General features: G+C 73.0%; 18 protein-coding genes and 1 pseudogene. 11 read left to right on the top strand and 8 right to left on the bottom strand.

All coding sequences use genetic code 11. From position 1 onward, the window contains the following. A pseudogene (locus tag BG482_RS44570) lies at window positions 1-214 on the bottom strand (hypothetical protein); the annotation flags it as partial. 143 nt (window positions 215-357) lie between these two features. Between BG482_RS44570 and BG482_RS24490 the strand changes: the two are divergent. Together BG482_RS24490 and BG482_RS24495 are read left to right on the top strand one after the other, a co-directional pair. After that, window positions 358-1,686: an ATP-binding protein gene (locus tag BG482_RS24490; RefSeq protein ID WP_176741451.1), complete on the top strand. Its 1,329-nt coding sequence runs from the start codon at window positions 358-360 to the stop codon at window positions 1,684-1,686. Beyond that, on the top strand, window positions 1,683-2,438 hold the full coding sequence (locus BG482_RS24495) for a response regulator transcription factor (RefSeq protein ID WP_069771282.1): 756 nt from the start codon (window positions 1,683-1,685) through the stop codon (window positions 2,436-2,438). The genes BG482_RS24490 and BG482_RS24495 overlap by 4 nt, the downstream gene beginning before the upstream one ends. Window positions 2,439-2,620: 182 nt before the next feature. Here the strand turns inward: BG482_RS24495 and BG482_RS24500 are convergent, their stop codons facing one another. Next, on the bottom strand, window positions 2,621-3,703 hold the full coding sequence (locus BG482_RS24500) for a C40 family peptidase (RefSeq protein ID WP_069771283.1): 1,083 nt from the start codon (window positions 3,701-3,703) through the stop codon (window positions 2,621-2,623). A 506-nt stretch (window positions 3,704-4,209) separates the two neighbouring features. On the opposite strand from BG482_RS24500, the gene BG482_RS24505 reads away from it, so the two are divergent. Then, the gene (locus BG482_RS24505; protein ID WP_069771284.1) at window positions 4,210-4,563 is read left to right on the top strand and encodes a hypothetical protein; all 354 of its coding nucleotides are present in this window, start codon (window positions 4,210-4,212) and stop codon (window positions 4,561-4,563) included. Here BG482_RS24505 and BG482_RS24510 read toward each other — a convergent pair. Continuing rightward, window positions 4,541-5,554: a tellurite resistance/C4-dicarboxylate transporter family protein gene (locus BG482_RS24510; RefSeq protein ID WP_069771285.1), complete on the bottom strand. Its 1,014-nt coding sequence runs from the start codon at window positions 5,552-5,554 to the stop codon at window positions 4,541-4,543. The two genes, BG482_RS24505 and BG482_RS24510, sit on opposite strands and share 23 nt — an antisense overlap. A gap of 175 nt (window positions 5,555-5,729) precedes the next feature. On the opposite strand from BG482_RS24510, the gene BG482_RS24515 reads away from it, so the two are divergent. Beyond that, the gene (locus tag BG482_RS24515; protein WP_370745875.1) at window positions 5,730-6,182 is read left to right on the top strand and encodes a VOC family protein; all 453 of its coding nucleotides are present in this window, start codon (window positions 5,730-5,732) and stop codon (window positions 6,180-6,182) included. 124 nt (window positions 6,183-6,306) lie between these two features. Here BG482_RS24515 and BG482_RS24520 read toward each other — a convergent pair whose 3' ends face one another. Then, the gene (locus BG482_RS24520; RefSeq protein WP_069771287.1) at window positions 6,307-7,485 is read right to left on the bottom strand and encodes a C40 family peptidase; all 1,179 of its coding nucleotides are present in this window, start codon (window positions 7,483-7,485) and stop codon (window positions 6,307-6,309) included. A gap of 457 nt (window positions 7,486-7,942) precedes the next feature. On the opposite strand from BG482_RS24520, the gene pcrA reads away from it, so the two are divergent. Further along, window positions 7,943-10,444: a DNA helicase PcrA gene (gene pcrA / locus BG482_RS24525; RefSeq protein WP_069771288.1), complete on the top strand. Its 2,502-nt coding sequence runs from the start codon at window positions 7,943-7,945 to the stop codon at window positions 10,442-10,444. A 101-nt stretch (window positions 10,445-10,545) separates the two neighbouring features. On the opposite strand, the gene BG482_RS24530 is transcribed toward pcrA, so the two are convergent. Together BG482_RS24530 and BG482_RS24535 are read right to left on the bottom strand one after the other, a co-directional pair. Beyond that, window positions 10,546-12,072: a peptidoglycan DD-metalloendopeptidase family protein gene (locus BG482_RS24530; RefSeq protein ID WP_079142091.1), complete on the bottom strand. Its 1,527-nt coding sequence runs from the start codon at window positions 12,070-12,072 to the stop codon at window positions 10,546-10,548. Window positions 12,073-12,334: 262 nt separating this feature from the next. Then, window positions 12,335-13,309, bottom strand: a complete 975-nt coding sequence (locus BG482_RS24535) for a triacylglycerol lipase (protein ID WP_079142092.1) — start codon at window positions 13,307-13,309, stop codon at window positions 12,335-12,337. A 502-nt stretch (window positions 13,310-13,811) separates the two neighbouring features. On the opposite strand from BG482_RS24535, the gene BG482_RS24540 reads away from it, so the two are divergent. Next, window positions 13,812-14,228, top strand: a complete 417-nt coding sequence (locus tag BG482_RS24540) for a cobalamin B12-binding domain-containing protein (RefSeq protein WP_069771290.1) — start codon at window positions 13,812-13,814, stop codon at window positions 14,226-14,228. A 24-nt stretch (window positions 14,229-14,252) separates the two neighbouring features. Here the strand turns inward: BG482_RS24540 and BG482_RS24545 are convergent, their stop codons facing one another. Further along, window positions 14,253-15,887: a DUF5691 domain-containing protein gene (locus BG482_RS24545; RefSeq protein ID WP_069771291.1), complete on the bottom strand. Its 1,635-nt coding sequence runs from the start codon at window positions 15,885-15,887 to the stop codon at window positions 14,253-14,255. A 91-nt stretch (window positions 15,888-15,978) separates the two neighbouring features. Then, on the bottom strand, window positions 15,979-17,340 hold the full coding sequence (locus BG482_RS24550) for an SWIM zinc finger family protein (RefSeq protein WP_069771292.1): 1,362 nt from the start codon (window positions 17,338-17,340) through the stop codon (window positions 15,979-15,981). Window positions 17,341-17,496: 156 nt separating this feature from the next. Between BG482_RS24550 and BG482_RS24555 the strand changes: the two genes are divergently transcribed. From BG482_RS24555 to sucC, 5 genes are all read left to right on the top strand, one after another. Beyond that, complete coding sequence (locus BG482_RS24555) at window positions 17,497-18,627, top strand: AAA family ATPase (RefSeq protein ID WP_069771293.1); 1,131 nt, start codon at window positions 17,497-17,499, stop codon at window positions 18,625-18,627. Between the two features lie 79 nt (window positions 18,628-18,706). After that, a complete protein-coding gene (locus tag BG482_RS24560; RefSeq protein ID WP_256096467.1) occupies window positions 18,707-21,595 on the top strand; it encodes a DUF5682 family protein in 2,889 nt (962 codons plus the stop codon). Next, window positions 21,592-22,764 carry a VWA domain-containing protein gene (locus BG482_RS24565; RefSeq protein WP_069771294.1) on the top strand — a complete coding sequence of 391 codons (1,173 nt, stop codon included), beginning with the start codon at window positions 21,592-21,594 and terminating at the stop codon, window positions 22,762-22,764. The genes BG482_RS24560 and BG482_RS24565 overlap by 4 nt, the downstream gene beginning before the upstream one ends. A 166-nt stretch (window positions 22,765-22,930) precedes the next feature. Further along, window positions 22,931-23,863: a hypothetical protein gene (locus BG482_RS24570; protein ID WP_069771295.1), complete on the top strand. Its 933-nt coding sequence runs from the start codon at window positions 22,931-22,933 to the stop codon at window positions 23,861-23,863. A gap of 597 nt (window positions 23,864-24,460) precedes the next feature. Then, on the top strand, window positions 24,461-25,639 hold the full coding sequence (gene sucC, locus BG482_RS24575; protein ID WP_069771296.1) for an ADP-forming succinate--CoA ligase subunit beta: 1,179 nt from the start codon (window positions 24,461-24,463) through the stop codon (window positions 25,637-25,639). Window positions 25,640-25,641: the final 2 nt, after the last annotated feature.

Raw genomic sequence — 25,641 nt, forward strand, 5'->3', positions numbered from 1 at the left:
CCGCGCCGGCAGCCGCCGTCGCGGCAGCGGCGGCCGCCTCGGCCGCTGTCAGGCCGTCTTCGTCGCGGCCTCCCTGCTTACTTGGCTCTCCCTGCTGTCCGTGCGCGCGAGGCGGGTCACCGGCGGCGCGCGAGGCGCCGGAGGACGGGGCGGCCGCGTCGGACGCGGCGCCCCCGTCGGGCACGGCGTCCGCGGTGTGCTGGTGATCTGTCATGACTCCATGGTGGCGGGCGGACCGCCCTCGTGGCAGCCGGAACAACCCTGGTCGGACCCTGATATCGGCCCTGATCCGCGGCCGGGGACGCGTTCGACGTGCGGGCGCTGCGAAGATCAGGGGCGTCTCGGGGGCCAACCCTGATGCCCGGGCCCGCGGCCCGTGTGACCATCGTTGGCATGCCGGAAGCCGCAGCAGCGCCACTCGTCGAACCGCGGCCGCCGCGCAAGCTCTACCGCAGCAGCGACGGACGCTGGCTGGGTGGCGTGGCGCGGGGGCTCGCCGGGCATCTCGGCCTGCCTGTCGTGTGGGTGCGGCTCGTCTTCGCCGGCCTGTTCATGGCGGACGGCCTCGGCGCCCTGCTCTACGCGGCCTTCTGGTTCTTCGTGCCGCTCGGCGTCGGCGGCGTCGGAGATCAGAAGCCGCCGGCGCTCGTCGCCACCGAGACCGCGCCCGACGGCCGCCGCAGACTCGTCGCGCGCAAGCCCGACAAGGGGCAGATCGTCGCGCTGCTCCTCATGGTCGTGGTCGCCACGGTCTTCGTGACCAACGTGAATCTGGGCAGCGGGGCCAAGGCCTACCTCGTGCCCGCCGTCCTCGTCGGCGCCGGCGTCGCCCTCGTCTGGCGTCAGGCGGACAACGCGCGCCGGGCCCGCTGGGTCGAGGTGGGTCGCAAGCGTCGTACGCTCACGCTCCTGCGAGCGGGCGCCGGCGTCCTGTTGGTCACGGCAGGCGTCTCCGGCACGTTCGTCCTGCAGGGCTCCGCGACCCACCTCGGCTCCGTTCTGCAGGCGGCCCTCGCCGTGATCGTCGGCATCACCCTCCTCGCCGGGCCCTACCTGGTCCGTATGACCCAGGACCTCTCCGAGGAACGCCTCATGCGCATCCGTGCACAGGAACGGGCGGAGGTCGCCGCCCACGTCCACGACTCGGTGCTGCACACCCTGACCCTGATCCAGCGCAACGCGGAGAACGTCGGCGAGGTGCGCCGTCTCGCCCGCGCCCAGGAGCGCGACCTGCGCACCTGGCTCTACAAACCCGAGGGCACCGGAAAGGACGAGGCCGACGAGCCGACCACGGTCGCCGACGCGGTGCGCCGCAGCGCCGCCGAAGTGGAGGACAAGCACGGTGTGCCCATCGAGGTCGTGGTGGTCGGAGACTGCGCGCTCGACGACCGCATCGGGGCACAGATGCAGGCCGCGCGCGAGGCGATGGTGAACGCGGCCAAGTACGGTGGCGACGGCGGCGCCGTGCAGGTCTACGCCGAAGTCGAGGGCAGGACGGTCTTCGTGTCCGTCCGCGACCGAGGCCCGGGCTTCGACCTCGACTCGATACCCGCCGACCGTATGGGCGTCAGAGAATCGATCATCGGCCGGATGGAGCGCCACGGCGGCACGGCGCGGCTCCGGGCGGTCCCGGACGGCGGCACCGAGATCGAGCTGGAGATGGAGAGGGCGGAGAAGACGTCATGAGCGACCCGACCGACACGAACGACACGAACGGCACCGCGGAAGCGGGGGAGCCCGGGAGGCCGGCGCAGACCCCGGGCGACGGGGCGGGCGGGCGCCGGGTGCGTGTGGTCCTCGTCGACGACCACCGCATGTTCCGCACGGGCGTACAGGCCGAGATCGGCCAGACCGAGCAGACCGGCGTCGAAGTCGTCGGCGAGGCGGCGGACGTCGACCAGGCGGTCACCGTCATCACCGCGACCCGACCCGAGGTGGTGCTCCTCGACGTCCATCTGCCGGGCGGCGGCGGCGTCGAGGTGCTGCGCCGCTGCGCCCCGCTGATGGCCGACGCCGAGCAGCCCGTGCGCTTCCTGGCCCTGTCCGTCTCGGACGCGGCGGAGGACGTGATCGGCGTGATCCGCGGCGGCGCCCGGGGCTATGTCACCAAGACGATCACGGGGGCAGACCTGGTGAACTCGATCTTCCGGGTGCAGGAGGGCGACGCGGTCTTCTCGCCGCGGCTGGCCGGGTTCGTCCTCGACGCCTTCGCCTCCACCGACGCCCCGCCGGTCGACGAGGACCTCGACCGTCTCACCCAGCGCGAGCGCGAGGTGCTGCGCCTCATCGCCCGCGGCTACGCCTACAAGGAGATCGCCAAGCAGCTCTTCATCTCCGTCAAGACGGTCGAGTCGCACGTCTCGGCGGTGCTGCGCAAGCTCCAGCTGTCCAACCGTCACGAACTGACCCGCTGGGCCACGGCGCGAAGGCTGGTGTGACCGGGGGAACCTGCACGACGCAACCCGTATCCGACGCCCCATCATGACCAGTTCCAAGTCGGCTACGGCTACGGCTACGGCTACGGCTACGGCTACGGCTACGGCTACGGCGGGGGCGACGGCGTGGGTGGGGGCCACTCGCCATCGCCTCCGACCGGGCCGCGACGCACACCGTCGACCCTTCACACCACCCGCGTGGCCCCCGCGAAGGGCATCTCGTCGATCGGGGCCACGCGGACCGGGGCCGACGGGTTCGGGGCGTGGATCATCTGGCCGTTCCCGATGTAGAGGCCGACGTGGGAGATGCCCGAGTAGAAGAACACCAGGTCGCCCGGGCGAAGTTCGGAGCGGGAGACCCGCTGCCCCGCTCCGATCTGGGCGTACGTGGTGCGGGGCAGGGAGACCCCGGCGGAGCGGTAGGAGGCGAGGACGAGTCCCGAGCAGTCGAAGGCGTTCGGCCCGGTCGCGCCCCACACATACGGGCTGCCCAGCTTGGAGTAGGCGTAGGCGACGGCCGCCGCGGCGCGGGAGCTGGGGGCCTCGGCGTCGGCGGAGCCGGGCGGTGGGAGGTCGGCGCGTCCGCTCGTCGACGTGCGTGAGGCACGTGAGGCGCCGTAGCCCGTGCCGCCGTCCGCCTCGCCGATCCGGGCCCGCTCGGGCGCCGTCAGCCGGGACAACAGCTTGCGCGCGGCGTCCAGTTTGGCGGTGATCGCCGTCTTCTGCGTCTTCAGTTCCGCCCGACGGGCCTTGAGCGAGGTCAGTTCGAGGCGCGCGGCGCCGCGCAGTTGCTCGATCTCCCGGAGCTGTCCGCGCACCCGGGCGACGGCGGCCGACTGGCGGTCGCCGGCCCGTTCGGCGAAGGCGGCACCGTCGAGGTAGTGGTCCGGGTCGTCGGAGAGCGCCAGTTGCACGGCGGGGTCGAGCCCACTGCTGCGGTACTGCGCCGCCGCCATCGAACCCAGCGCCTGGCGCGCCGTGTTGAGCTTCTCCTCCTTGCGCGCCGCCTCGTCCCGCATCGTCGCCAGCCGCTGTTCGGCCGCGGTCGCCTTCTCCTGCGCGCCGTTGTACTTCTCGGTGGCTTCCTCCGCCTCCTGGTACAGCTTGGCCACCTTCGCCTTGACCTCGGCCGGGGACAGGTTCGGCTCGGCCTGCCCGGTCCCGTCGAAGGCCGTCGCCGTCGCGACGCCCGCGAGAGCGAGCGTGAACGCGGTGCGGGCCGTATGGCCGCCGAGCGAGCGCTGTCGGGGCTTGCGGTGCGCTGCCACTGGGACTGCACGTCCTTTCGTACGACCGCCTCGGTCGAACCGCAGGGCCGTCGAGGGAGCGGACGGACGGCCCCGCAGCGGTCGACGTGTCCGGCGACGCCCCCGCACGGGGGAGCGGGACGCCGCCGGACCTCTCGGCGGTGGTGGCCGACTGCCGCCCCTGGCCCGGGCGGCGGTGGGGAGCCGGTCACCTGGGGGAGGACGCTAGGCCCGAAGGTGTCGGTCGGGTAACGCGATGTGCGGAAGTGACACGAGCGGACTGCCGACTGACCGGATGTGGTCGACTCTCCGAACCCGGCGCGCCGGGTTCGCGCGGTGCGCTGACCGAAGCGTTGATTCCGGGGGCGCGCCCCGGTGGAGGAGTGCTATGGCGCATATATGCACGGCGCGGCCGGGCGGTCGCCTCGAGGATGCGCTCGGCGGTCAGGGGGGACCGGGGCCCGGGTGAGGGGCCCGGGTGAGGGGCGGTGCCGGGCCGGTGCGGTGGGCTGATTAGCATCCGCTTCATGGACGTACTCATCCATCTCTTCGTCGGCCTGCACATCATCGGCATCGCCGCCCTCCTGGGCGGCTTCCTCACGCAGATGAAGGCGATGGGCCGGGGCGCCGCCCGCTTCGTCCCCGCGATGCTGCACGGCGCGGCCACGATGCTGGTCACCGGTGTGATCCTGGTCGGCCTCAACCAGGCCGACGACCAGCACATCGACAACATCAAGATCGGGGTGAAGCTCGCGCTGCTGATCGTGATCCTCGGCCTGGTCTACGTGAAGCGGGACGACGAGCGGGTGGAGAAGCCTCTCTTCGGCCTGGTCGGACTGCTGACCGTCACGAACGTCTTCATCGCGGTGCTCTGGACCTGACCGCCGCGCCGCCGCGGGCCGCGGCCGCCGCGGCGACGGCCAGCCAGGCCGCCACCGCGACCCACAGCAGCACCTCGCCCGGCCCCCTCAGCCACGGGACGTCCGCGGCGGCGGCCACGGACAGGGTCGCCGCCGCCGTCATGCCCATCGGGAACGCCGTCGCCCAGCGGCGCACGTCGTAGCGTGGCCGCGGCCACCGCACCTCGGTGCCCAGCAGGACGACGTACCAGGCCAGGTCGAGCACCAGCAGCGCCACCGTCACCGAACGCAGGACGCCCGCGTCGTCGTCGTTCCACAGGTGCAGACCGCCGCCCTCGGCCATGAGGAGTTCCGCTCCCGCGAGCGCCGAGACGGCGAGCGCGCCGCCCGCCACCCACTGGTCCCCGGCGCCCTCGGCCACCTGCCGCAGGTCGAACAGGGGCAGGGCGGCGCAGTAGAGCACGAGCCCGAGCCAGAAGAGCACGAGCGCGGTGTGCGCGAGCCAGGCCGCCCCCTCCGCCCGCGCGAGGGCCGCGCCGAGCACGGCGAGGCCCTGGGTGGCCACGCAGCACAGGAAGACCGAGCCGGGCATGCCCCGTCGCCAGCGCTTGACGACGATCACGAGCAGCACGGGCCACAACACCGCCGCCAGAGCCAGCAGCGCCTCGGCCAGGGTGTGCCGGCCGAGCGAGGAGACGCGGGCGCCGAGCACCGTCGTCGCGGCCACGGCGGTCGGCGCCCCCGGCGTCCTCGCCTCGGCCAGCCACCGCTCGCGCTCCAGCGACAGCCGGGCGACGAAGTCCGCGGCCAGCACGGCCCAGGCGGCGGCCGCCATCGCCAGGGTCACGCGGGACACCACCTCGTACCCCGTCAGATGCAGGCCGACCGAGACGATCCCGGTGGCCATCACGGCGGCCCCGGCCGCCGGTTCCCGCCGCGCCCACCGCTCGCGCAGCGAGGGGCGGCCGGAGGGCACGGGAGGGGGCGGGGGGAGTGCGCGGGACCCGGACATGCGGCCGATGCTAGGGAGCCCGTCCCGCCGTGAGAGCGGGGCACGCGCGCGTGGGGCGGGAAAAACGCGCGGGTGCCCGGTGGGGGCGTCGGGTCGCGCCCACGCGCGGGGCGAGGGAAGAGAAGGAAAGGTACCGATCCCGGGGCGCACAGGCGGCCGGTAGTGTTGGCCGGTGATCACCCACCCGAAAATCCAGCTGACCGTCGACTGTGCCGAGCCGGAGCGACTCGTGGCGTTCTGGGCCGCAGCTCTGGGCTACGAAGTCGAGCCGCCACCAGCGCCCTTCGCCAGTTGGCGCGCGTACTGGTTGGACCAGGGCCTGTCGGAGGAGGAGCTGGGCACGGGTGACTGCGGTGACTCCGTCGTCGATCCACGGGGCGTCGGACCGCGGATCTGGTTCCAGCAGGTGCCCGAGCCCAAGGCCACCAAGAACCGGCTCCACCTCGACCTCGGCGTGAGCGGTGGGCGCGGCGTCCCGTTCGCAACCCGTAGGGAGCGCGTCCTTGCCGAAGTGGCGCGCCTGGAGAGCGCTGGTGCGTCCCCGCTACGTGTCGAGGAGTCGGAGGAATCGGGCTCCTGTTTCGTCGTGATGCAGGATCCGGAGGGCAACGAGTTCTGCGTTCACTGAGCTCACCGCCGCCTCTTCGGTGGTGCTGGAGTGGACTTCTCATCGCCGTGTCCCACCGGACAATCCTCGGACAGGACGATGAGAAAGGCCGACTCGACTGCGGACCCACAGGGGTCCGGGGGTCTCAGGCGGGGCGAACCACGCTGTGGATGCCTGACTCGCCGCCGTAGTAGACGGACTCCTCGCGGACGTAGGCGCCCGGCTTCGGGGCGTGGATCATCATGCCGTTGCCGATGTAGACGCCGACATGGCTGACGTCGTCGTAGAAGAAGACCAGGTCACCGGGTCGGGCGTCGGCGAGGGAGACCGCGGTGCCGGCGGTCGCCTGGTCGTACGTGGTGCGCGGGAGCGTGACGCCGGCGGCCTTCCAGACGGCCTGGGTGAGTCCGGAGCAGTCGTAGGAGCCGGGGCCCACGGCGCCCCAGACGTACGGCTTGCCGATCTGCGCGCGGGCGAAGGCCAGCGCCTTCTCGGCCTTGGTGCCGTACGACGGGTCGGCGGGGGAGGCAGGGGCGGAGGCGGAGGGGGACGACGATCCGGTCGCCGTGCCCGACGGGACGCCGCCGCTCTCCTGGCGCGGCGCGGGCTGTGCGGCCGCCTGCAGCCGGGCGAGTTCGGCCGCCTGGTGTGCGGCCTGCTCCTGCCGCTGCTTCTCGACCGCCGCCAGACGCGCCTTCTCCCGGGCCGTCAGCCGGGACAGCAGCTCGCGCGCGTCGCCGAGCTTCTTCTGGACGGTGGCCTTCGCGGTCCTGAGGTCGCTCTGCGTGTCGGTGAGCGACGCGAGGTTCTCGGCGGCCTCCTGGCGCTTCCGCATCGTCGTCGACTGCTCGGTGACGTAGTCGTCGACCACGCCCTTCTGGCGGTCGGTGACCCGGCTCATCAGCTGGTTCTGGTCGAAGTAGTCCTGCGGGCTGTCCGCGAGCAGGAACGTCGCCGTGTCGGGTGCGGAGGCGCCGGTGCGGTACTGGGCCGCCGCCTGGGAACCCAGCTCCTCGCGCGCCTCGTTGAGCTTCTGGGTGCGCTGGGCGACGTCGTCGAGGAGGGAGTCGACGCGCTTGCGCTGCTTGGTCGTCTTCTCCTTGGCGGCGTTGTACTTCTCGGTCGCCGACTCCGCCTGGCGGTAGAGGTCGTCGACCTTCTTCTCGACCTCCTCCAGGCTCGGCGTGCCGTCCTCCGACGGAGCGGCGTTCGCCGTCTGGGAGAGCAGGGCCACGGACGTCAGGGCGGCGGTGGCGAAGGCGGGGGTGCGTATGCCTGCCACGCGCGCGCCCGCGGAGCGCGGCTTGCGGTGCTGCGACGCCAAGGGAGGCGACTCCTTCCAGTGCTCCGCTTACCGGGTCGGCGGTGGGGCGCCTCCCAGGCCGTGCAGGCTCTGGGGAGGGTTCGGGCGGTGAAGAACGGAAGGGTTGCCCGACGGCCTGCTTCCCCGCGGGGAAGTCGGGCCGATTCACCCCTGGACTTCGGTGCGTCCCCGGTTCCGGGCTGCGCGAGCGGGCGCGCCGGACTGGGCGGAGGCCGCGCGGCCCGGCGTCGTTCGCCGGCGGGGGTCCTGCGGCCTGTCGGCACGGTAGCCAACTCGTGTGGTCCGTGTGAAGGATGATGGGTGATATGCCCGATACATTTTCGTGACCTCGTGCCAGGTCGGCGCGCCTCGGCCGCCCGGTTCGACGGATCGTGACGACGCTCTCCCGGAGGGTGAATGCGGGAGATTCCGGGGACGGCAGCCGGTTGTCAGTGGCGCCCCCTAGACTCGTAGAGCGATGAGCAGCCTCTTTGACGACAGCTTCCTGGCGGACCTCCAGGGCCCCCGCGCCCCCGAGGAGGAGCCCCCGCCGCCGCCCGAGAACGATCACGGACCGGAGTCGGTTCCGGACGATCTGTTCGGCGGGAAGTTCGACCTGCCCCCGGATCGGGACGCCCACTACCGCGACGGCGCCCCCCGTCCGGTCCTGGACGCGGCGGCGCTCCTGGAGGGGCTGAACGACAACCAGCGTGCGGCCGTCACCCACGCCGGCGCCCCGCTGCTCATCGTGGCCGGCGCCGGCTCCGGCAAGACGCGCGTGCTCACCCACCGCATCGCCCATCTGCTCGCCGAGCGGCATGTGCACCCGGGGCAGATCCTCGCGATCACCTTCACCAACAAGGCCGCGGGCGAGATGAAGGAGCGCGTCGAGCAGCTCGTCGGCCCGCGCGCGAACGCGATGTGGGTGATGACGTTCCACAGCGCGTGCGTGCGCATCCTGCGCCGCGAGAGCAAGAAGCTCGGCTTCACGTCGTCGTTCTCGATCTACGACGCCGCCGACTCCAAGCGCCTCATGGCCCTGGTCTGCCGCGACCTGGACCTCGACCCCAAGCGCTATCCGCCGAAGTCCTTCAGCGCCAAGATCAGCAACCTGAAGAACGAGCTGATCGACGAGGAGGACTTCGCCGCCCAGGCCGCGGACGGTTTCGAGAAGACCCTCGCGCAGGCCTACGCCATGTACCAGTCGCGGCTGCGCGAGGCGAACGCCCTCGACTTCGACGACCTGATCATGACGACGGTCAACCTGCTGCGCGCCTTCCCCGACGTCGCCGAGCACTACCGCCGCCGGTTCCGGCACGTCCTCGTCGACGAGTACCAGGACACCAACCACGCCCAGTACGCCCTGGTGCGTGAGCTGGTCGGCACCTCCGAGCACCCCGTGGACGTCCCGCCGAGCGAGTACGACGTCCCGCCCGCCGAGCTGTGCGTCGTCGGTGACGCCGACCAGTCGATCTACGCCTTCCGGGGTGCGACGATCCGCAACATCCTCCAGTTCGAGGAGGACTACCCGAACGCGACGACGATCCTGCTGGAGCAGAACTACCGCTCCACGCAGACGATCCTGTCCGCCGCCAACGCGGTCATCGAGCGCAACGAGTCCCGCCGCCCCAAGAACCTGTGGACCAACGCGGGCGCGGGCGCGCGCATCACCGGCTACGTCGCCGACACCGAGCACGACGAGGCGCAGTTCGTCGCCGACGAGATAGACCGTCTGACGGACGCGGGCGACGCGAAGGCGGGCGACGTCGCCGTCTTCTACCGCACCAACGCACAGTCCCGTGTCTTCGAAGAGATCTTCATCCGCGTCGGCCTGCCCTACAAGGTCGTCGGCGGCGTCCGCTTCTACGAGCGCAAGGAGGTCCGGGACGTCCTGGCCTACCTGCGCGTGCTGGCCAACCCGGAGGACTCGGTGCCGCTGCGCCGGATCCTCAACGTGCCCAAGCGGGGCATCGGCGACCGCGCCGAGGCCATGATCGACGCCCTCTCCCAGCGGGAGAAGATCAGCTTCCCGCAGGCCCTCAAGCGGGTCGACGAGGCGTACGGCATGGCCTCGCGGTCGACGAACGCCGTGAAGCGGTTCAACGCGCTGATGGAGGAGCTCCGCACGATCGTCGAGTCGGGAGCCGGTCCGGCCACGGTTCTGGAGGCGGTGCTCGAACGCACCGGCTACCTCGCCGAGTTGCAGGCCTCCACCGATCCCCAGGACGAGACCCGGATCGAGAACCTCCAGGAACTCGCCGCGGTGGCCCTGGAGTTCGAGCAGGAGACCGGGGAGGCGGAGGGCGAAGCCGCCACCCCGGCCGGGCTCTCCGACTTCCTGGAGCGGGTCGCCCTGGTCGCCGATTCCGACCAGATCCCCGACGAGGAGGAGGACGGCTCGGGAGTCATCACGCTGATGACCCTGCACACGGCCAAAGGCCTGGAGTTCCCGGTCGTCTTCCTGACCGGCATGGAGGACGGCGTCTTCCCGCACATGCGCGCCCTCGGCCAGACCAAGGAACTGGAGGAGGAACGCCGGCTCGCCTACGTCGGCATCACGCGCGCGCGTGAGCGGCTCTACCTCACCCGGTCGTCGCTGCGCAGTGCCTGGGGACAGCCTTCGTACAACCCGCCCTCCCGGTTCCTGGAGGAGATCCCGCCGACGCACGTGGACTGGAAGCGGACGGGGGCGACCACGCCCGTGTCCTCCGGACCCGTGTCCGGGGTGGCGGCCTCGCTGTCCTCGTCCCGCTCGCGGTCCTCGGCGGCCGGCGCGTCCGGTTTCGCGACGCGCCGGGCGGCCGGCGAGAAGCCGGTGGTCTCGCTGGCCGTCGGCGACCGGGTCACGCACGACCAGTTCGGGCTGGGCACGGTCGTGGGCGTGAAGGGCACGGGCGCGAACGCGGAGGCCACGGTCGACTTCGGCGACGTCAAACCGAAGCGGCTGCTGCTGCGGTACGCGCCGGTGGAGAAGCTCTAGCGCACGAGCGCGTGAAAACGCGCCCCCGCTTCGACGGCGGGGGCGCGGGAGCCCGGTGGGCCGGGAGTGCGGTTGCGACGAGTGCGGTTACGGGCGAATGCTCACGTCGGGTTGAGTCCGTGGCTGCGCAGCCACGGCAGCGGGTCGATCGCGGAGCCGCCCGCCGGCCGGACCTCGAAGTGCAGGTGCGGGCCGGTGGAGTTGCCCGAGTTTCCGGAGTACGCGATGGGGTCTCCGGCTTTGACCGTCGTACCGGAGGGCACCCGGTAACTGGAGAGGTGGCAGTACCAGGTCTCCGTGCCGTCCTTCGCGGTGAGGATCAGCATGTTGCCGTAGGCGCTGTTCCACTGCGTCCGGACGGTGCCGTCGGTCGCCGCCATCACGGTGGTGCCGTAGGACACCGGGAAGTCGATGCCGGTGTGCTGGGACATCCAGTTGATGCCGGCCTGGCCGAAGTAGGCGCTGAGGCCGTGCTGCGCGACCGGGAGGGCGTACTTGGGGCGCAGCCGCTCCTTGCGGGCCGCTTCGGCGGCGGCCTTCTTCTGCTCGGCCTCCTGCTGCGCCTTGAGGTCGATACGTTCCTGCGTGCGGCTGGCCCGGTCGGCGAAGTCGTCGGCCCCGGCGCTCAGGGTCCGCAGCTGGCTGTCCAGCTTGTTGTTGGCGGCGGACGGCTTCACGGGCTGCGCGTCCGCGGCGGAGGCCGTGGTCTCCTTGCCGTCGCCGCCGGTCAGCGAGCCGATCGAGGCCGCGGCGATCCCGGCGACGCCCATCACGCAGACCGAGGGCACGGCCACCGTCAGCAGCGCGGAGCGTTTGGCGGGCACCCGGCGGCGGGAGCGGTTCGCGTTGCGTGCGGCCGCACGGCCGAGCGGCGCGGGGGCCGCCTCCTCCTGGTCGTCGAGGAGCGAGGGGGCGTCGTCGGGCAATTCGCCGTCGGCGCCGGGCGTGTCGTACGCGACGTGCTCGAAGGTGGCGGTGGCCATCTGGTCGAACGGGACCTCGGCGGGCTGCTGTTCGTAGGCGTCGGCGGCTCGGTCGGCGCCGGGGTTCTCGCCGGCGTTCTCGCCGCCGTCGGAGTTCCACTGCGTGGCGTCGTACGCGCCGGTGTCGAAGACCTGCGTGCCCCATTCCCATTGCTGGGTCCGGTCGGCGGGGTCCGCGGACTGGTCGGGCTGCAGCCAGGCGCTCGCGTCCCACCGGCCGCTGACGTCCGGCGCCGTCCCCTGCTGGGGCACGGCGGACAGGTGCTGGTGCTCGCCGGACCACGAGGTCGCGTCGTATGCGCCCGTGTCGTAGGCCGCGTGGTGCTGGGCGGCGTAACCGTCGTAGTTCAGTGCCTGGTGACTGCCCGTGTCCATGGCCTGGTGGGCGCCCGTGTGCCACTGCGTGCCGTCATACGCGCCGGGGGCCGTGCCGTCGCCCGGAAGCTCGCCGAAGAGGGGGTCGGGCGCGGCGGGATGTCCGCCGGGGTGCGTCCCTGCGTCGAAGGCGCCGGTCTCGTAGCCGTGGTACGTGGTGAAGCCGTCGTACTGGGCTTCCTGGGTGCCGTACGACGCGTAGGGAGCCGAAGCGGCGTCGGAAGCCGGGGCCGGGGTGGTCATGACCCCCGACGGGTGACGGTCGTTCACCAGCTTCTCTTTCGCCGACGACAGGGGCTGCCAGAGCAGTGCGGCGACTGTACCCGGCAGTACGCGGGCACGACAATCTTCTGCAGGTTTCGCGTCCTGAGGAAAAGGGCATTCGGCCGCGTTTCGGGGGACGAGGGGCGCGAGTTTGGCCCTAGGTTCGAATAGCGTTCGATGGTGAAGGGGTGCCGGCGGGGCATCGATGTGGCGATCGAGGCGCGTCCCAGGGGTGGGAGAGCGGTGGGAGAGCGCTTTCGGGACGCCGTCAGGCCACGGTGAGGCCGCCGCTTCGGGGGGCGGTTCCGGCGACGTCGGCCGGTGTCGCCGGATGTTCGGTGTCCAGGGCCTGCCGGATGCCGGTCGCGACGGCGGGATGGACGGGCAGCGCGAGGTGGCCGATGCCGGTCACCCGGACGTTCTGGGCCAGCAGGTCCGGATGGTCGACGCAGGCCGACTCCAGCGGGTCCATCAGATGGTCGAGATCGCTCCAGAAGCTGACGAAGTGGGTACGGCAGCCCGGGGCGGGCCGGGACAGTTCCTCGATCAGCTCCGAGCCGGGGCGCATCTGGCGCACGATCGGGTGCGCGTTCGCCAGCGGCGCCACCCGGGTCCCGGAGTGCGGGGTGCCCAGCGTGACCAGTGTCCGTACCCGGGCGTCCCCCGCGAGCCGCTGCACGTAGTAGCGGGCGATCAGGCCGCCCAGGCTGTGCCCGACCACGTCGACCTGCGGGCTGCCGGTGCGCTCGCAGATCTCCTCTATGTGCCGGCCGAGGAGCTCGGCCGCCGTCCGTATGTCGCACGTCAGGGGCGAGTAGTTCAGCGACTCCACCCGGTGCCTGCCGTGCTGGGCCAGGCTGCGGCGCAGCAGGACGAACACGGAACGGTTGTCGATGAACCCGTGCAGCAGCACCACCGGGGGCGCGGCCTGCGCGGGCAGGCGGGTCGGCTCTCCGGGGGACGCCGGCCCGGGCAGTTCGGGACGGATCGCGCAGCGGCGCTCCTGCGCTATCCCGGAGGGATAGAGGAGCAGATGCCCGGCGAGGATCGCGAGGTCCAGGGCGGTCGCCTTGAGGAGGGCCATGGAGAAACCGGCCAGTCTGCTCGGCAGGCTCGGGAGATCCGGCAGACCCGGAAGGCTCGGGAAGCTCGGGAAGCCGGGGAAGACGAGAAGGTTCGGCATGTCCGGCAGCAGACGCTGGCACAACGGAAGAATGGGCTGCAAGGCCCGGGTGACCTTCATGGCCGACCTCCTGTCGGCACGCTGAGGACTTCTCTGTCCCCCGTGTGCCCTCGTGGAAGTCGCTGTCGAGGAGGTCGATCGGGCACGACAGGGTGTGTGACGAGTGAGGCCTGTGGCGTGGGGGGTGTACGGCTCTCGTGACACCCGGTCGCACCGCGACGTGACGGGATCCCTGCCGGTACTGGCGACGAGCTCCCGCTGTCGTGCCTTACCTGCCCTACATGACCATCGTGCCTGCCGATCCGCCGTACCGCCACGCGGCGCTGTCTGCGGCGCTCGGCGGTACCGCGACCTCGACGCGGCTCCCGGTGCGACTGTTCCCCCGTGGGGGTGGGGGAGCGGTGCGCGGTGAACGTGTCCCTCTGTGTGATTTCCCCCTCGGCCCGCATCGCGAAACTGCCGGTTGGGGGATGTCGGCGATAACGTGCGTTCACTTCCGGGCCGTCTGGCGCGGGGTGTGCGGGCGGTGGACGATCGACGCAGTCGCTTCATGGAGGCAGTGATGGGTGTGGCAGGCGGTCCGATCCGCGTGGTGGTGGCCAAACCGGGACTCGACGGCCACGACCGCGGGGCCAAGGTCATCGCGCGGGCACTGCGCGACGCCGGCATGGAGGTCATCTACACCGGGCTGCACCAGACCCCCGAGCAGGTGGTCGGCACCGCGATCCAGGAGGACGCGGACGCGATCGGTCTGTCCATCCTTTCCGGGGCGCACAACACGCTCTTCGCCGCGGTGATCGAGCTGCTGAAGGAGCGCGAGGCGGAGGACATCGTGGTCTTCGGCGGCGGGATCATCCCGGAGGCGGACATCGCGTCGCTGAAGGAGAAGGGGGTCGCGGAGATCTTCACGCCGGGGGCGACCACCGCGTCCATCGTCGACTGGGTGCGGGCCAACGTTCGCCGGCCCGCGGGGGCCTGAGGCGGGCCACGCCGCGTTTCGTTCTCAAGCGCCGCACGGGACGCAGGGACGCGCCTCCAGCTCCGCCGTCATCGCCGCCCTCAGCCGCAGCGTCCTGCACAGGCGTTGGAAGGCCTCCGCCCAGTAGCCGCCCGCGCCGGGAGAGGCGTCCTCCGGTTCGTCCGGCACGGCCAGGAGGGCGTCGAGCCGGGCCGCCTCCGAAGGGTCGAGACAGCGTTCGGCGAGGCCCATCACACCGCTGAAACTCCAGGGATAGCTGCCCGCGTCCCGCGCGATGTTGAGCGCGTCCACCACGGATCCGCCGAGCGGCGCGGCCCACGGCACGGCGCAGACGCCGAGGAGCTGGAACGCCTCCGACAGTCCGTGCGCCGCGATGAAACCGGCGACCCATTCGGCCCGTTCGGCCGCCGCCAGAGTGCCCAGCAGCTTCGACCGTTCGGCGAGCGAGACCGCGCCCGGCCCGCCCGCGCCGGGCGCGGACGGCGGCCCGAGCAGCGCCCGCGACCAGTCCGGGTCCCGCTGTCGCACCGCGGCCCGGCACCAGGCCGCGTGCAGTTCGCCCAGCCAGTCGTCCGCCACCGGCAACGCGACGATCTGCTCGGGTGTCCGGCCGCCCAGCCGCGCGGACCAACCGGCGAGCGGGGCCGCCTCCACCAGCTGACCGAGCCACCACGACCGCTCGCCCCGACCCGACGGCGGCTTGGGCGACACCCCGTCTCTTTCCATGGCCGCGTCGCACTCGTGCGGCGCCTCCACCAGGAGCGTCGGCGTGTCGAGGGTGTGGTCGACGGCAACGCAGGCGCCGGCCCGGACCGCCATCCGCGCCGCGAGCGCCGACTGCGGCAGCGCCGACAGCAACTCCGCCGCCGTGGCACGCACATTGCGGCTCCGATCGGCCAGCGCCTGCTCCAGGAACGGCTCGTCCCGCGGGCCGAGGCCGGTGCGCAGCGAGTCGAGGAACATCAGCCGGTCCTCGGCGCGTTCCGTCGGCCAGGTGGCCTCGAGCAGTTCGCGCGCCGCGTCGGGATCGCGGGAGCGGATCGCCGCAAGGAGCGAGACCCGCTCGGCGAACAGGCCCTCCTGCCAGAGCCGTTCGACGCGCTGTGTCTCCTCCGGACCCGGCAGCGCCATGCCGCTCCCCGGGCTCGCGCGCAGGGCGAACCGCCAGTCCGGGTTGAGCCGGGCCAGCCACAACGCGCGCGGGCCCGCGAACCGCAGGGCGGCCGGACGCAGGTCCGTCCGCGCGCGTGCCGCGTCGAGCAGCGCGGGGAGGGATTCCGGGGGCGCGGCGAATCCCCGGTCGTTCACCGCCGTCAGCCACTGGGGCAGCAGTTCCACGAGGTCCGGGGAGGTCCCTCTTCGGCCGCCCTGCGCGGCGCCTGGGCGATCGGCCAGGAGCAGGGCGAGCCTGCGGGCCGCCGCGGCGGGCAGCGGGGGACGCGGGTCCCCGGGGGCCGGTCGGGGGCGCGGCGCCGCGGGGCCGGGGCGCAGTCCAGCCCGTCGGCGGACGGTCTCCGCGGCCGCGGCGTCCAGCAGGGCCGACGGTGCGTTCCGGCCGGGGGCCACGCCCGGGGGCGTACGGCGGTCGGTGCCCAGAAGGGCCGCGGTGACCAGGTCCTCCCAGGCCGATGACGAGGGGAGGGACGAGCCGGCGTTCATGAGGCTCCCTTCTGCTGCCGTGATCGCTGCTGTCGCTGCTGTCGCTGTGGTCGGGGCGGTCGTTGCCGTCGCTGTGGTCGTGTCGGGGCGTTCAGCACAGGCGCACCGCGTTGCCGGGGCCCGTCGGCCAGGCCGTCAGCGGGGTGAAGCCGCGGTGGCCGCACTCGCCGAAGACCTTGACGGGGGCGCCCCCCGAGAGGGCGACGAGGCGCCACAGGCCGGGGCGGGAGAGCGCGGCGGGGGTGAGGGGCAGTGCCGTGTCGCCGGCGGCGTCGGCCAGTTGCCAGGAGTCGCCGTCCGGGACAGGTATGACGTCGTCCAGCGTCACCGGCACGGACTCCTGCCACGGGTCCTCCCGCAGGGCCTCGCCGTACCGGGCGGTCGCCTCGGCCGTAGTGAGACCCGGGGGGCGGGCTCCGGAGGGCGCGGGAGGTGCGAACTGCTCGCCGAGGGACGCACGCGGGCCGCCCGTCCCCGGGTGGGCGGACAGTTCGGCGTCCAGCACGAGACCCACGGGCAGGGTGAGTTCGGGGGCGCGGCCCGCGGCGCCGTAGGACAGGAGGAGCGCCGTGCGGCCCGAGGCGGCGCCGTACAGCCAGATACGGCGGGTCGTCAGTTTCGGGTCGGTCCTGTCGTACTGGGCGAGGACCAGCCAGTCGTCCCGTACGGGCGGCCCCTGCGGGGACGAGGGCAGTCCGACGCGGGTGCGGACCGTCGCCGCCAGGGCGTCCGGCAGTCCCTCGCGGTGCAGCCAGCCCTGGTCCAGCAGATGGAGCAGCGCGCACTCCTCCAGCAGCCGCACCGGCCACCCCGGACCGGAAGCCGGGACGGCTCCCAACTCCCTTGTGCGTGCGGCGAGTCCGGGGGCCTGCGCATCGACCATGCGGGCCGCCGTCTCCTCCCACAGCCCGTACCCCGCCTGCTCCGCCGTGGCCAGGCCGGACCGCAGCAGATCGGCGAGGCGCTCCTCCAGGTCCGTGGCTCCCGCGGTGATCCGCTCGGCGCGGCGCTCGGCCCGGCGGCGCGCCCCCTCCGGGTCGGCGGGGCCGGAGACGGAACCCTCCGGGTCGGCCTGGCGTTTCTCCTGTGCGCGTCTGCGGCCGGCGAGCCATTGCTCGGCCCAGTCCGGCGCCGGTCCGGCGGGCACCGATTCCTCCCCGCCCGACCAGAGCAGCAGCAGCCCGAGCGCGTGCTTGCACGGGAACTTACGGCTCGGGCAACTGCACTTGTACGCCGGGCCGGCGGCGCCGGAGGCGCTCATGACGTCGATCACCGTCCGGTACGGAGTGCTGCCGCTGCCCCTGCACAGTCCCCACACCGCCCCCTCCCGCGAACTGCCCGTCCCGGACCACGGTCCGGCCGTGCCGAGTTTGCTCCCCGCTTTGCGTGACGCGGAGTCAGGCGCCAGTGCCAGCACCTGGTCCACGCTCCAGCGCACCCCCTGCTGAGTCATGTCATCGAAGGTAGATCCCCCCACTGACAATCGGTCCGCCGCGCCTGCGACACAAGCGGCCACGAGTGCGTATCCGCAGGTCAGATCGCATTGTCAGTGGCGTGGTGCACGGTGGACACCAGATCCGAACCGGCCGAGCTGGAGGGGGCCTCAGCCATGTCTGTGTCCGTAGATCCGACGTCCGTGAAACCGAGCGGCACCGAGCGTGCGGACGCATTGCGCCCGCACGCAGAGGACGCCTTCGCCGCCGAACTCGCCACGCTGGCAGCCCAGGACGACCGGCCGCGTCCGGCCCGCTGGAAGATGTCGCCGTGGGCCGTCGCCACCTACCTCCTCGGCGGCGTCCTGCCGGACGGCACGGTGATCTCGCCGAAGTACGTGGGGCCGCGCCGCATCGTCGAGGTGGCCGTCACCACCCTCGCCACCGACCGGGCGCTGCTGCTGCTCGGGGTCCCGGGCACCGCCAAGACCTGGGTCTCCGAACACCTGGCCGCGGCGGTCAGCGGCGACTCGACGCTGCTGGTGCAGGGCACCGCGGGCACGCCGGAGGAGGCGATCCGCTACGGCTGGAACTACGCGCAGCTGCTCGCGCACGGGCCGAGCCGGGACGCGCTGGTGCCCAGCCCCGTCATGCGGGCCATGGCCGAGGGCGCCACGGTCCGGGTGGAGGAGCTGACCCGGATCCCGGCCGACGTACAGGACACCCTGATCACCGTCCTCTCCGAGAAGACGCTGCCGATACCGGAACTCGGGCAGGAGGTGCAGGCCGTCCGCGGGTTCAACCTCATCGCCACGGCCAACGACCGAGACCGCGGGGTCAACGAGCTGTCCAGCGCGCTGCGCCGGCGGTTCAACACGGTGGTGCTGCCCCTGCCCGAGAGCGTCGAGGCGGAGGTCGACATCGTCGCGCGGCGCGTCGACCAGATCGGCCGCTCCCTCGACCTGCCGCCCGCCCCGGACGGCTTCGAGGAGATCCGCCGGGTGGTGACGGTCTTCCGCGAGCTGCGCGACGGCGTCACCTCCGACGGCCGCACGAAGGTGAAGTCGCCGAGCGGCACGCTGTCCACCGCCGAGGCCATCTCCGTCGTCACCAGCGGCCTCGCGCTGGCCGCCCACTTCGGCGACGGCGTGCTGCGGCCGGCCGACGTCGCGGCGGGCATCCTCGGCGCCGTCGTCCGCGATCCGGCCGCCGACCGGGTCGTCTGGCAGGAGTACCTGGAGGCGGTCGTCCGGGAGCGCTCGGGCTGGACCGACTTCTACCGAGCCTGCCGGGAGGTGAGCGCGTGAACAGCGATACGGCGACCTGGGCGGGGACCGGTGACGAGGGGAGGGCGGCTGTGAGCGACGACACGAAGTGGCCCCGCCGATGAGCGCGGACGAGACGGCGGGCCCCGCCGGCGGCGGCCAGGACCCGACCGTCGGGTGGCCGCTGCTGCTCGGGGTGCGTCATCACGGGCCGGGATCGGCGCGCGCGGTACGGGCGGCCCTGGAGGCCGCCCGGCCCCGCACCGTGCTGATCGAGGGGCCGCCGGAGGCGGACGCGTTGATCCCGCTGGCGGCGGACGAGGACATGCGGCCGCCGGTCGCCCTCCTCGCCCACGCCGTCGACGAACCGGGCCGGTCGTCGTTCTGGCCGATGGCCGAGTTCTCCCCGGAGTGGGTCGCACTGCGCTGGGCTCTGGAGCACGGGGTGCCCGCCCGCTTCATCGACCTCCCGGCCGCGCACACGCTGGCGTGGGAGAGGCAGGGCGAGCCCGAGGGGACGGAGAGAACGCAGGGGTCGGAGGGGACAGGGCAGGCAGGGGGGACAGCGGAGCCGCCGGAGAGCGCGGGGGCCGAGGAGAGCGGAACGGACGGGACGCCCGGGCTCGTGGTGGGGACGGGTCCGGGCCCGGACCGAGGAAGGACGGAGGACGGGGAAGCGGAAGCCGGCGTCGGCGGCGGACCCGGCGACAGGCAGGAGTCCGCCCGTGCGGGGGCGCCGGGCGGCGGACCGGGAGACGCCGACGGGAGCGGGAGCGACGACGAGGGCCGGGGCCGGGGGAGCGGCGGTGACGGCGAGGGCCGGGGGAGCGGGGGTGACGGCGAGGGCCAGGGCCCGGGGAGCGGGGGTGTCGCCGGGGATCGGGACGGGCTGCGGAGGGATCCGCTGGGGACGCTCGCCGAGGTCGCGGGGTACGACGATCCCGAGCGCTGGTGGGAGGACGTCGTCGAGCACCGGGCCGCCGGAACGAAGGACCCGTTCGCGCCGTTCGCCGCGCTGGAGGAGGCGATGGAGGCCCTGCGCGAGCAGTACGACCGCGACGCGGCGGGGCGCGAGGCAGGACGGGACCTCGTGCGGGAGGCGTACATGCGCATCCAACTGAGGGCGGCGCAGAAGGAGTTCGGGTCGGACGGGGTGGCCGTGGTGTGCGGGGCGTGGCATGTGCCCGCCCTGCGCCGGAAGGCCGCCCTCGCCGCCGACCGGGCGCTCCTCAAGGGCCTGCCGAAGGTCAGGGCCGATCTGACCTGGGTGCCCTGGACCCACCGCAGGCTGGCCCGGGCCGGCGGATACGGCGCGGGCATCGACGCGCCCGGCTGGTACGCCCATCTGTTCGCGTCGCGGGACCGGCCCGTCGAACGCTGGCTGACGAGGGTGGCGGTCCTGCTGCGCGAGGAGGACCGGATCGTGTCCTCGGCGCACGTCATCGAGGCGGTCCGGCTCGCCGAGACGCTGGCCGCGCTGCGCGGCCGGCCGCTGCCCGGCCTGAGCGAGACCACCGACGCCGTGCGCGCGGTGCTGTGCGAGGGCTCGGACGTCCCGCTGGCCCTGGTGCGCGACCGGCTGGTCGTCGGGGACGTGCTGGGCGAGGTGCCGGCGGGCGCGCCCGCGGTGCCGTTGCAGCGCGACCTCGACCGGTTGCAGCGTCGGCTGCGGCTCAGAGCGGAGGCGGGGGAGCGGGAGCTCGCGCTCGATCTGCGCAAGGACAACGACGCCGAGCGCAGCAGGATGCTGCACCGGCTGCGGCTGCTGGGCGTCGAGTGGGGCGAGCCAGCCGCCTCGCACGGCAGCACGGGGACGTTCCGGGAGACCTGGCGGCTGCGGTGGCAACCGGAGCTGGCCGTACGGGTCGCCGAGGCCGGAGTGTGGGGGACGACCGTGCTCGCCGCGGCGACCGCCAAGGCGGAGACGGACGCCGTCGCCGTGGGCGGGCTCGCCCAGGTGACCGCGCTCGCCGAGCGCTGCCTCCTGGCCGCACTGCCGGAAGCGCTGCCGACGGTGATGCGCGTCCTCGCCGACCGGGCGGCCCTCGACACGGATGTCGGCCACCTCGCGCAGGCCCTGCCCGCCCTGGCCCGTTCCCTGCGCTACGGCGACGTGCGCGGCACCGACACCGGCGCGCTGGCGGAGGTGGCGGCGGGTCTCGCGGAACGGATCTTCGTCGGCCTCCCGCCGGCCTGTGTCTCGCTGGACGCGGACGCGGCGGAGCGGATGCGCCGTCATGTGGACGCCGTGCACGGGGCCGTGGGGATGCTGGACGACCACGAAGGCCTCCCGGACCGCTGGCGTGCCGTGCTGCGGGTCCTGTCCCGGCGCGACAGCGTGCCGGGCGTCGTGCGGGGCCGCGCCGTTCGGCTTCTCCTGGACGACGGGGAGCTGGACCCCGGCGAGGCGGCGCGGGTCATGGGGCTCGCCCTGTCGCCCGGGACGCCGCCGGGCGACGCGGCCGCCTGGATCGAGGGGTTCGTGGGCGGCGGGTCCGGGGGCGGACTGCTCCTCGTGCACGACGAACGGCTGCTCGCGCTGGTCGACGGGTGGCTCACGACAGTGCCCGCGGAGGCGTTCACGGACGTGCTTCCCCTGCTGCGGCGGACGTTCTCCGCCTATGAGCCCGGCGTGCGCAGATCACTGGGCGAGCTGGTCCGGCGCGGTCCGGGCAAGCGGGGAAGAGCGCCGGGGGCGCACGCCGGGACGCCCGGCTTCGCGACCGGCCTCGACGAGAGACGGGCGGACGCGGTCCTCCCGGTCGTACGGCTGCTGCTGGGCCTGGGCCCCGGCACGGGAGGAGCAGGGACGCCACGCGAGGGGACAGCCGACGACGGGACAGCCGACGACGGGACAGCCGACGACGGGACAGCCGACGACGGGACAGCCGACGACGGGATGGACGACGGTGAGAGCTCCGATGGCGTGCAGGCCGACGGCGTGAAGGCTGCCGGTGAGACGGCCGACGGTGAGACGGGCGATGCCGCGCTTGCGGGGGTGGGGGCATGACGCTGAACGACGTGGCAGCGACGGATGCCGGGCGGGAGCGGCTGCGGCGCTGGCGGCTGGTGCTCGGCGGCGACGCTGCGGACGGCACCGGGCACGCGCTCTCCGGTCGGGACGCGGCGATGGACGGGGCGCTCACCGCGCTCTACGGCAAGGAGGCGGGGAAGCAGGCCGGGCGCGACCGTACGGCGGGGCTGGGGGCCTCGGCGCCGTCCGTGGCGCGCTGGCTCGGGGACATCCGGACGTACTTTCCCTCCTCAGTCGTGCAGGTCATGCAGCGCGACGCCATCGAGCGGCTCGGGCTGTCCGCGCTGCTGCTGGAGCCGGAGATGCTCGAGGCGGTGGAGGCCGACGTGCATCTCGTCGGCACGCTGCTCTCCCTCAACAAGGCGATGCCGGAGACGACGAGGGAGACGGCGCGGGCCGTCGTCCGCAAGGTCGTCGAGGACCTGGAGAAGCGGCTCGCCACCCGCACCCGGGCCGCCCTCACCGGCGCGCTGGACCGCAGCGCGCGCGTCAGCAGACCGCGGCACCACGACATCGACTGGAACCGCACGATCGCCGCCAACCTCAAGCACTATCTGCCCGAGTACGGGACGGTCGTGCCGGAGCGGCTCGTGGGATACGGGCGGGCTTCGCAGTCCATGAAGAAGGAGGTGATCCTCTGCATCGACCAGTCGGGGTCGATGGCGTCGTCGGTCGTGTACGCCTCGGTGTTCGGGGCGGTGCTCGCCTCGATGCGGTCGATCAGCACCCGGCTCGTCGTCTTCGACACGGCGGTCGCCGACCTCACCGACCGGATCGACGACCCGGTGGACGTCCTGTTCGGCACGCAGCTCGGCGGCGGCACCGACATCAACCGGGCGCTCGCCTACTGCCAGTCGCAGATCACCCGGCCCGCGGAGACGGTGGTGGTGCTCATCAGCGACCTGTACGAGGGAGGCATACGCGACGAGATGCTCAAGCGGGTCGCGGCGATGAAGGCGTCGGGCGTGCAGTTCGTGGCGCTGCTGGCGCTGTCGGACGAAGGGGCGCCGGCCTACGACCGGGAGCACGCGGCCGCGCTCGCGGCGCTGGGCGCACCGGCGTTCGCGTGCACCCCCGATCTGTTTCCGGAGGTCATGGCGGCGGCGATAGAGAAACGCCCGCTGCCCGTGCCGGACAGGGGGTGAGGGCGCACGGGCGCGAGAACGTGACGGCGCCGGTCGCACGGCGGAGTGAACCTCGTCGGCCGACGGCCCGATCGACTACTCATCGGTAACGGGGGCTTGCGCAACCGCGGGACATGCGTGCGAGGATCGGGGCCACGCTGCCGTCGCACGGGAAGAACCTCCCCCCTTGACCTGGCCCACCGCCCCTCCTGTCGCCGCTCTGCGCGTCCTGCGCACCGCGGTCGGGTGGCGTGCGCTGCAACTCGCGCTGCTGGTGGCCGGGTTGTCCGCGCTCGGGTTCCTCTGCGGCGAGCAGGCGCATGCGGCGGAAGGCGCGCGGACACCGACGGCGCTCGTCGCCGGGCTCTCGGCGCCGTCCCCGACCGTCAGGCCGGCCGACGCCGTGACGACGGTGACATCGGTGAGCGAGCAGGTGGCCCGAGCCTCGACCCGGCCCCACGGGCCCCACCGGCACCTGCCGGTGACCCGGCCCCGGCCCCACCGGCAGCTGCGGGCGCAGCAGCCGGTGTCGGTGTCGGTTTCGCTGACGGTCCGGCTGCCCGCGGTGCCGGATTCGCCTGCCGCCTCCGACCTCCCCCACCCGCCGGCGCTCCCCGCTCCCCCCGGGCTCCCCTCCCTCCCGGCGTTCCCCGAGCTCCCCTCCCTCCCCGCGCTGTCCGATCTCCCTGCGCCACCCGTCGTTCCCGGCCCCCCTGATGCCCCGGCCCTCCCCTCTTCGCCGTCGCCGGTGGGGACGCGAACGCCCCCTGCCGGGGGTGCGGAGGGGACTGCCGTGGCCGTGGCGGCGGACAGGTCGGCCTACGGGTCGGCGGGTTCGGTGGCCGTCGGCCCGATGCGCGCCGCTCACCGGGTCGCGCCCGCCCGTGGCGGGGCTCCCACCGCACCCTCGCCCGCGTCCGCTCCGGCGCAGCAAGGTCCGACCGGCGATCCGGTCGGCGGGGCGGCGTCCGGCGGCGGTGTCGCGCGCCACGGTGACGCGTATGCCGTCGTCACGCCCTGCCACCGGCCGTCGCTGCTCCCGGCGCTCGGCGATGCGGCGGATTCCGACGTCGTCGAGGCGCAGGACAGGTACCGCGACGTGCCGGTCTTCCCCGGTTAGCCGGAGCGGCCCCCTCCGCCCGCTCGATCATGGCCGACCCCCTCGGCACGCGGCCCTCCGTCCGCCGTATCCCGTCCGCCGTGTCCCGTCCGCCGTGTCCCGTCCGTCGTGTCCCGTCCGCCACTGCGTCTCCGTCCGTTGTCCGACTTCGGCGGTTGACCCATCGACTCCGTGAGGTCACCGGTTCTCGGACGGCCGAAAGCCTTTCGGCCCGTCCGGCCGAACCCTCACGGTCGGGGTGGACCGGTCCCCATTGGGGTGGGGACCGCCCGCCCTGAGCCCCTGAGGGGCTGTTCAGGGGGCCTCACCGGGCCAACCCCAACCCGGTGAGGCCCTTGCCCACGGCCTCGCCCCCCGCCTCACATCCGGCACGGGGTGCCAGTGATCTCGGCATCATGTGACAGGTATCACCGCTCAGGTGTGACCCTCGATTTAGGGGCCTCCTGCAAGCAGCGATAACCTGCGAGACGGACATGCCGCGCGCTCGGACACCGTGTGCGCCTCCCTTGTGACAGACAGCGGTCGGACGTCACGTTGCCCTCGCGGCACGCCCACGCAGACAACGAACCGCGAGATCACTGATAGGGACGGAAGCGCGTGGACCTGTTCGAGTACCAGGCGAGGGACCTCTTCGCCAAGCACGATGTACCGGTGCTGGCCGGTGAAGTCATCGACACGCCTGAGGCGGCCCGCGCAGCCACCGAGCGTCTCGGTGGCAAGTCCGTCGTCAAGGCCCAGGTGAAGGTCGGCGGCCGCGGCAAGGCCGGCGGCGTGAAGCTCGCCGCCTCCGCCGACGAGGCCGTGGAGCACGCCACCAACATCCTCGGCATGGACATCAAGGGCCACACGGTCCACAAGGTGATGATCGCCGAGACGGCCCCGGAGATCCTGGAGGAGTACTACGTCTCCTTCCTCCTGGACCGCGCCAACCGCACCTTCCTCTCCATCGCGTCCGTCGAGGGCGGCATGGAGATCGAGGAGGTGGCGGCCACCCGTCCGGAGGCCGTCGCCAAGACGCCGATCGACGCCAACGAGGGTGTGACCCCCGAGAAGGCCCGCGAGATCGTCGCGGCCGCGAACTTCCCGGCCGAGGTGGCCGACAAGGTCGCCGACGTCCTGGTCACCCTGTGGAAGACCTTCATCGAGGAGGACGCCCTTCTCGTCGAGGTCAACCCGCTGGCCAAGGTCGCCTCCGGCGACGTCATCGCCCTCGACGGCAAGGTGTCGCTGGACGAGAACGCCGAGTTCCGTCAGCCGGGGCACGAGGAGTTCGTCGACCACGCGTCGGCCAACCCGCTCGAGGCCGCCGCGAAGGCGAAGAACCTCAACTACGTCAAGCTCGACGGCGAGGTCGGCATCATCGGCAACGGCGCGGGTCTCGTCATGAGCACCCTGGACGTCGTCGCGTACGCCGGCGAGGCGCACGGCGGCGTCAAGCCCGCCAACTTCCTCGACATCGGCGGCGGCGCCTCCGCGGCCGTCATGGCGAACGGCCTGGAGATCATCCTGGGCGACCCGGACGTCAAGTCCGTGTTCGTCAACGTCTTCGGCGGCATCACCGCCTGTGACGAGGTCGCCAACGGCATCGTCCAGGCGCTGCAGCTGCTCGCGGACAAGGGCGAGGAAGTCACCAAGCCCCTGGTCGTCCGTCTGGACGGCAACAACGCCGAGCTGGGTCGCAAGATCCTCTCCGACGCCAACCACCCGCTGGTCCAGCGCGTGGACACCATGGACGGCGCGGCCGACAAGGCCGCCGAGCTCGCGGCTGCGAAGTAAGG

This window comes from Streptomyces sp. LUP30 (genome assembly GCF_001746365.1).
GTDB lineage: Bacteria > Actinomycetota > Actinomycetes > Streptomycetales > Streptomycetaceae > Streptomyces.

Excerpts from the sequence above, each read along its gene's own strand:
- BG482_RS24490 (WP_176741451.1), top strand. The coding sequence starts at position 358 with ATGCCCGGGCCCGCGGCCCGTGTGACCATCGTTGGCATGCCGGAAGCC.
- BG482_RS24495 (WP_069771282.1), top strand. The coding sequence starts at position 1,683 with ATGAGCGACCCGACCGACACGAACGACACGAACGGCACCGCGGAAGCG.
- BG482_RS24505 (WP_069771284.1), top strand. The coding sequence starts at position 4,210 with ATGGACGTACTCATCCATCTCTTCGTCGGCCTGCACATCATCGGCATC.
- BG482_RS24510 (WP_069771285.1), bottom strand. The coding sequence starts at position 5,554 with ATGTCCGGGTCCCGCGCACTCCCCCCGCCCCCTCCCGTGCCCTCCGGC.
- pcrA (WP_069771288.1), top strand. The coding sequence starts at position 7,943 with ATGAGCAGCCTCTTTGACGACAGCTTCCTGGCGGACCTCCAGGGCCCC.
- BG482_RS24535 (WP_079142092.1), bottom strand. The coding sequence starts at position 13,309 with ATGAAGGTCACCCGGGCCTTGCAGCCCATTCTTCCGTTGTGCCAGCGT.
- BG482_RS24540 (WP_069771290.1), top strand. The coding sequence starts at position 13,812 with ATGGGTGTGGCAGGCGGTCCGATCCGCGTGGTGGTGGCCAAACCGGGA.
- BG482_RS24545 (WP_069771291.1), bottom strand. The coding sequence starts at position 15,887 with ATGAACGCCGGCTCGTCCCTCCCCTCGTCATCGGCCTGGGAGGACCTG.
- BG482_RS24550 (WP_069771292.1), bottom strand. The coding sequence starts at position 17,340 with ATGACTCAGCAGGGGGTGCGCTGGAGCGTGGACCAGGTGCTGGCACTG.
- BG482_RS24555 (WP_069771293.1), top strand. The coding sequence starts at position 17,497 with ATGTCTGTGTCCGTAGATCCGACGTCCGTGAAACCGAGCGGCACCGAG.
- BG482_RS24560 (WP_256096467.1), top strand. The coding sequence starts at position 18,707 with ATGAGCGCGGACGAGACGGCGGGCCCCGCCGGCGGCGGCCAGGACCCG.
- BG482_RS24565 (WP_069771294.1), top strand. The coding sequence starts at position 21,592 with ATGACGCTGAACGACGTGGCAGCGACGGATGCCGGGCGGGAGCGGCTG.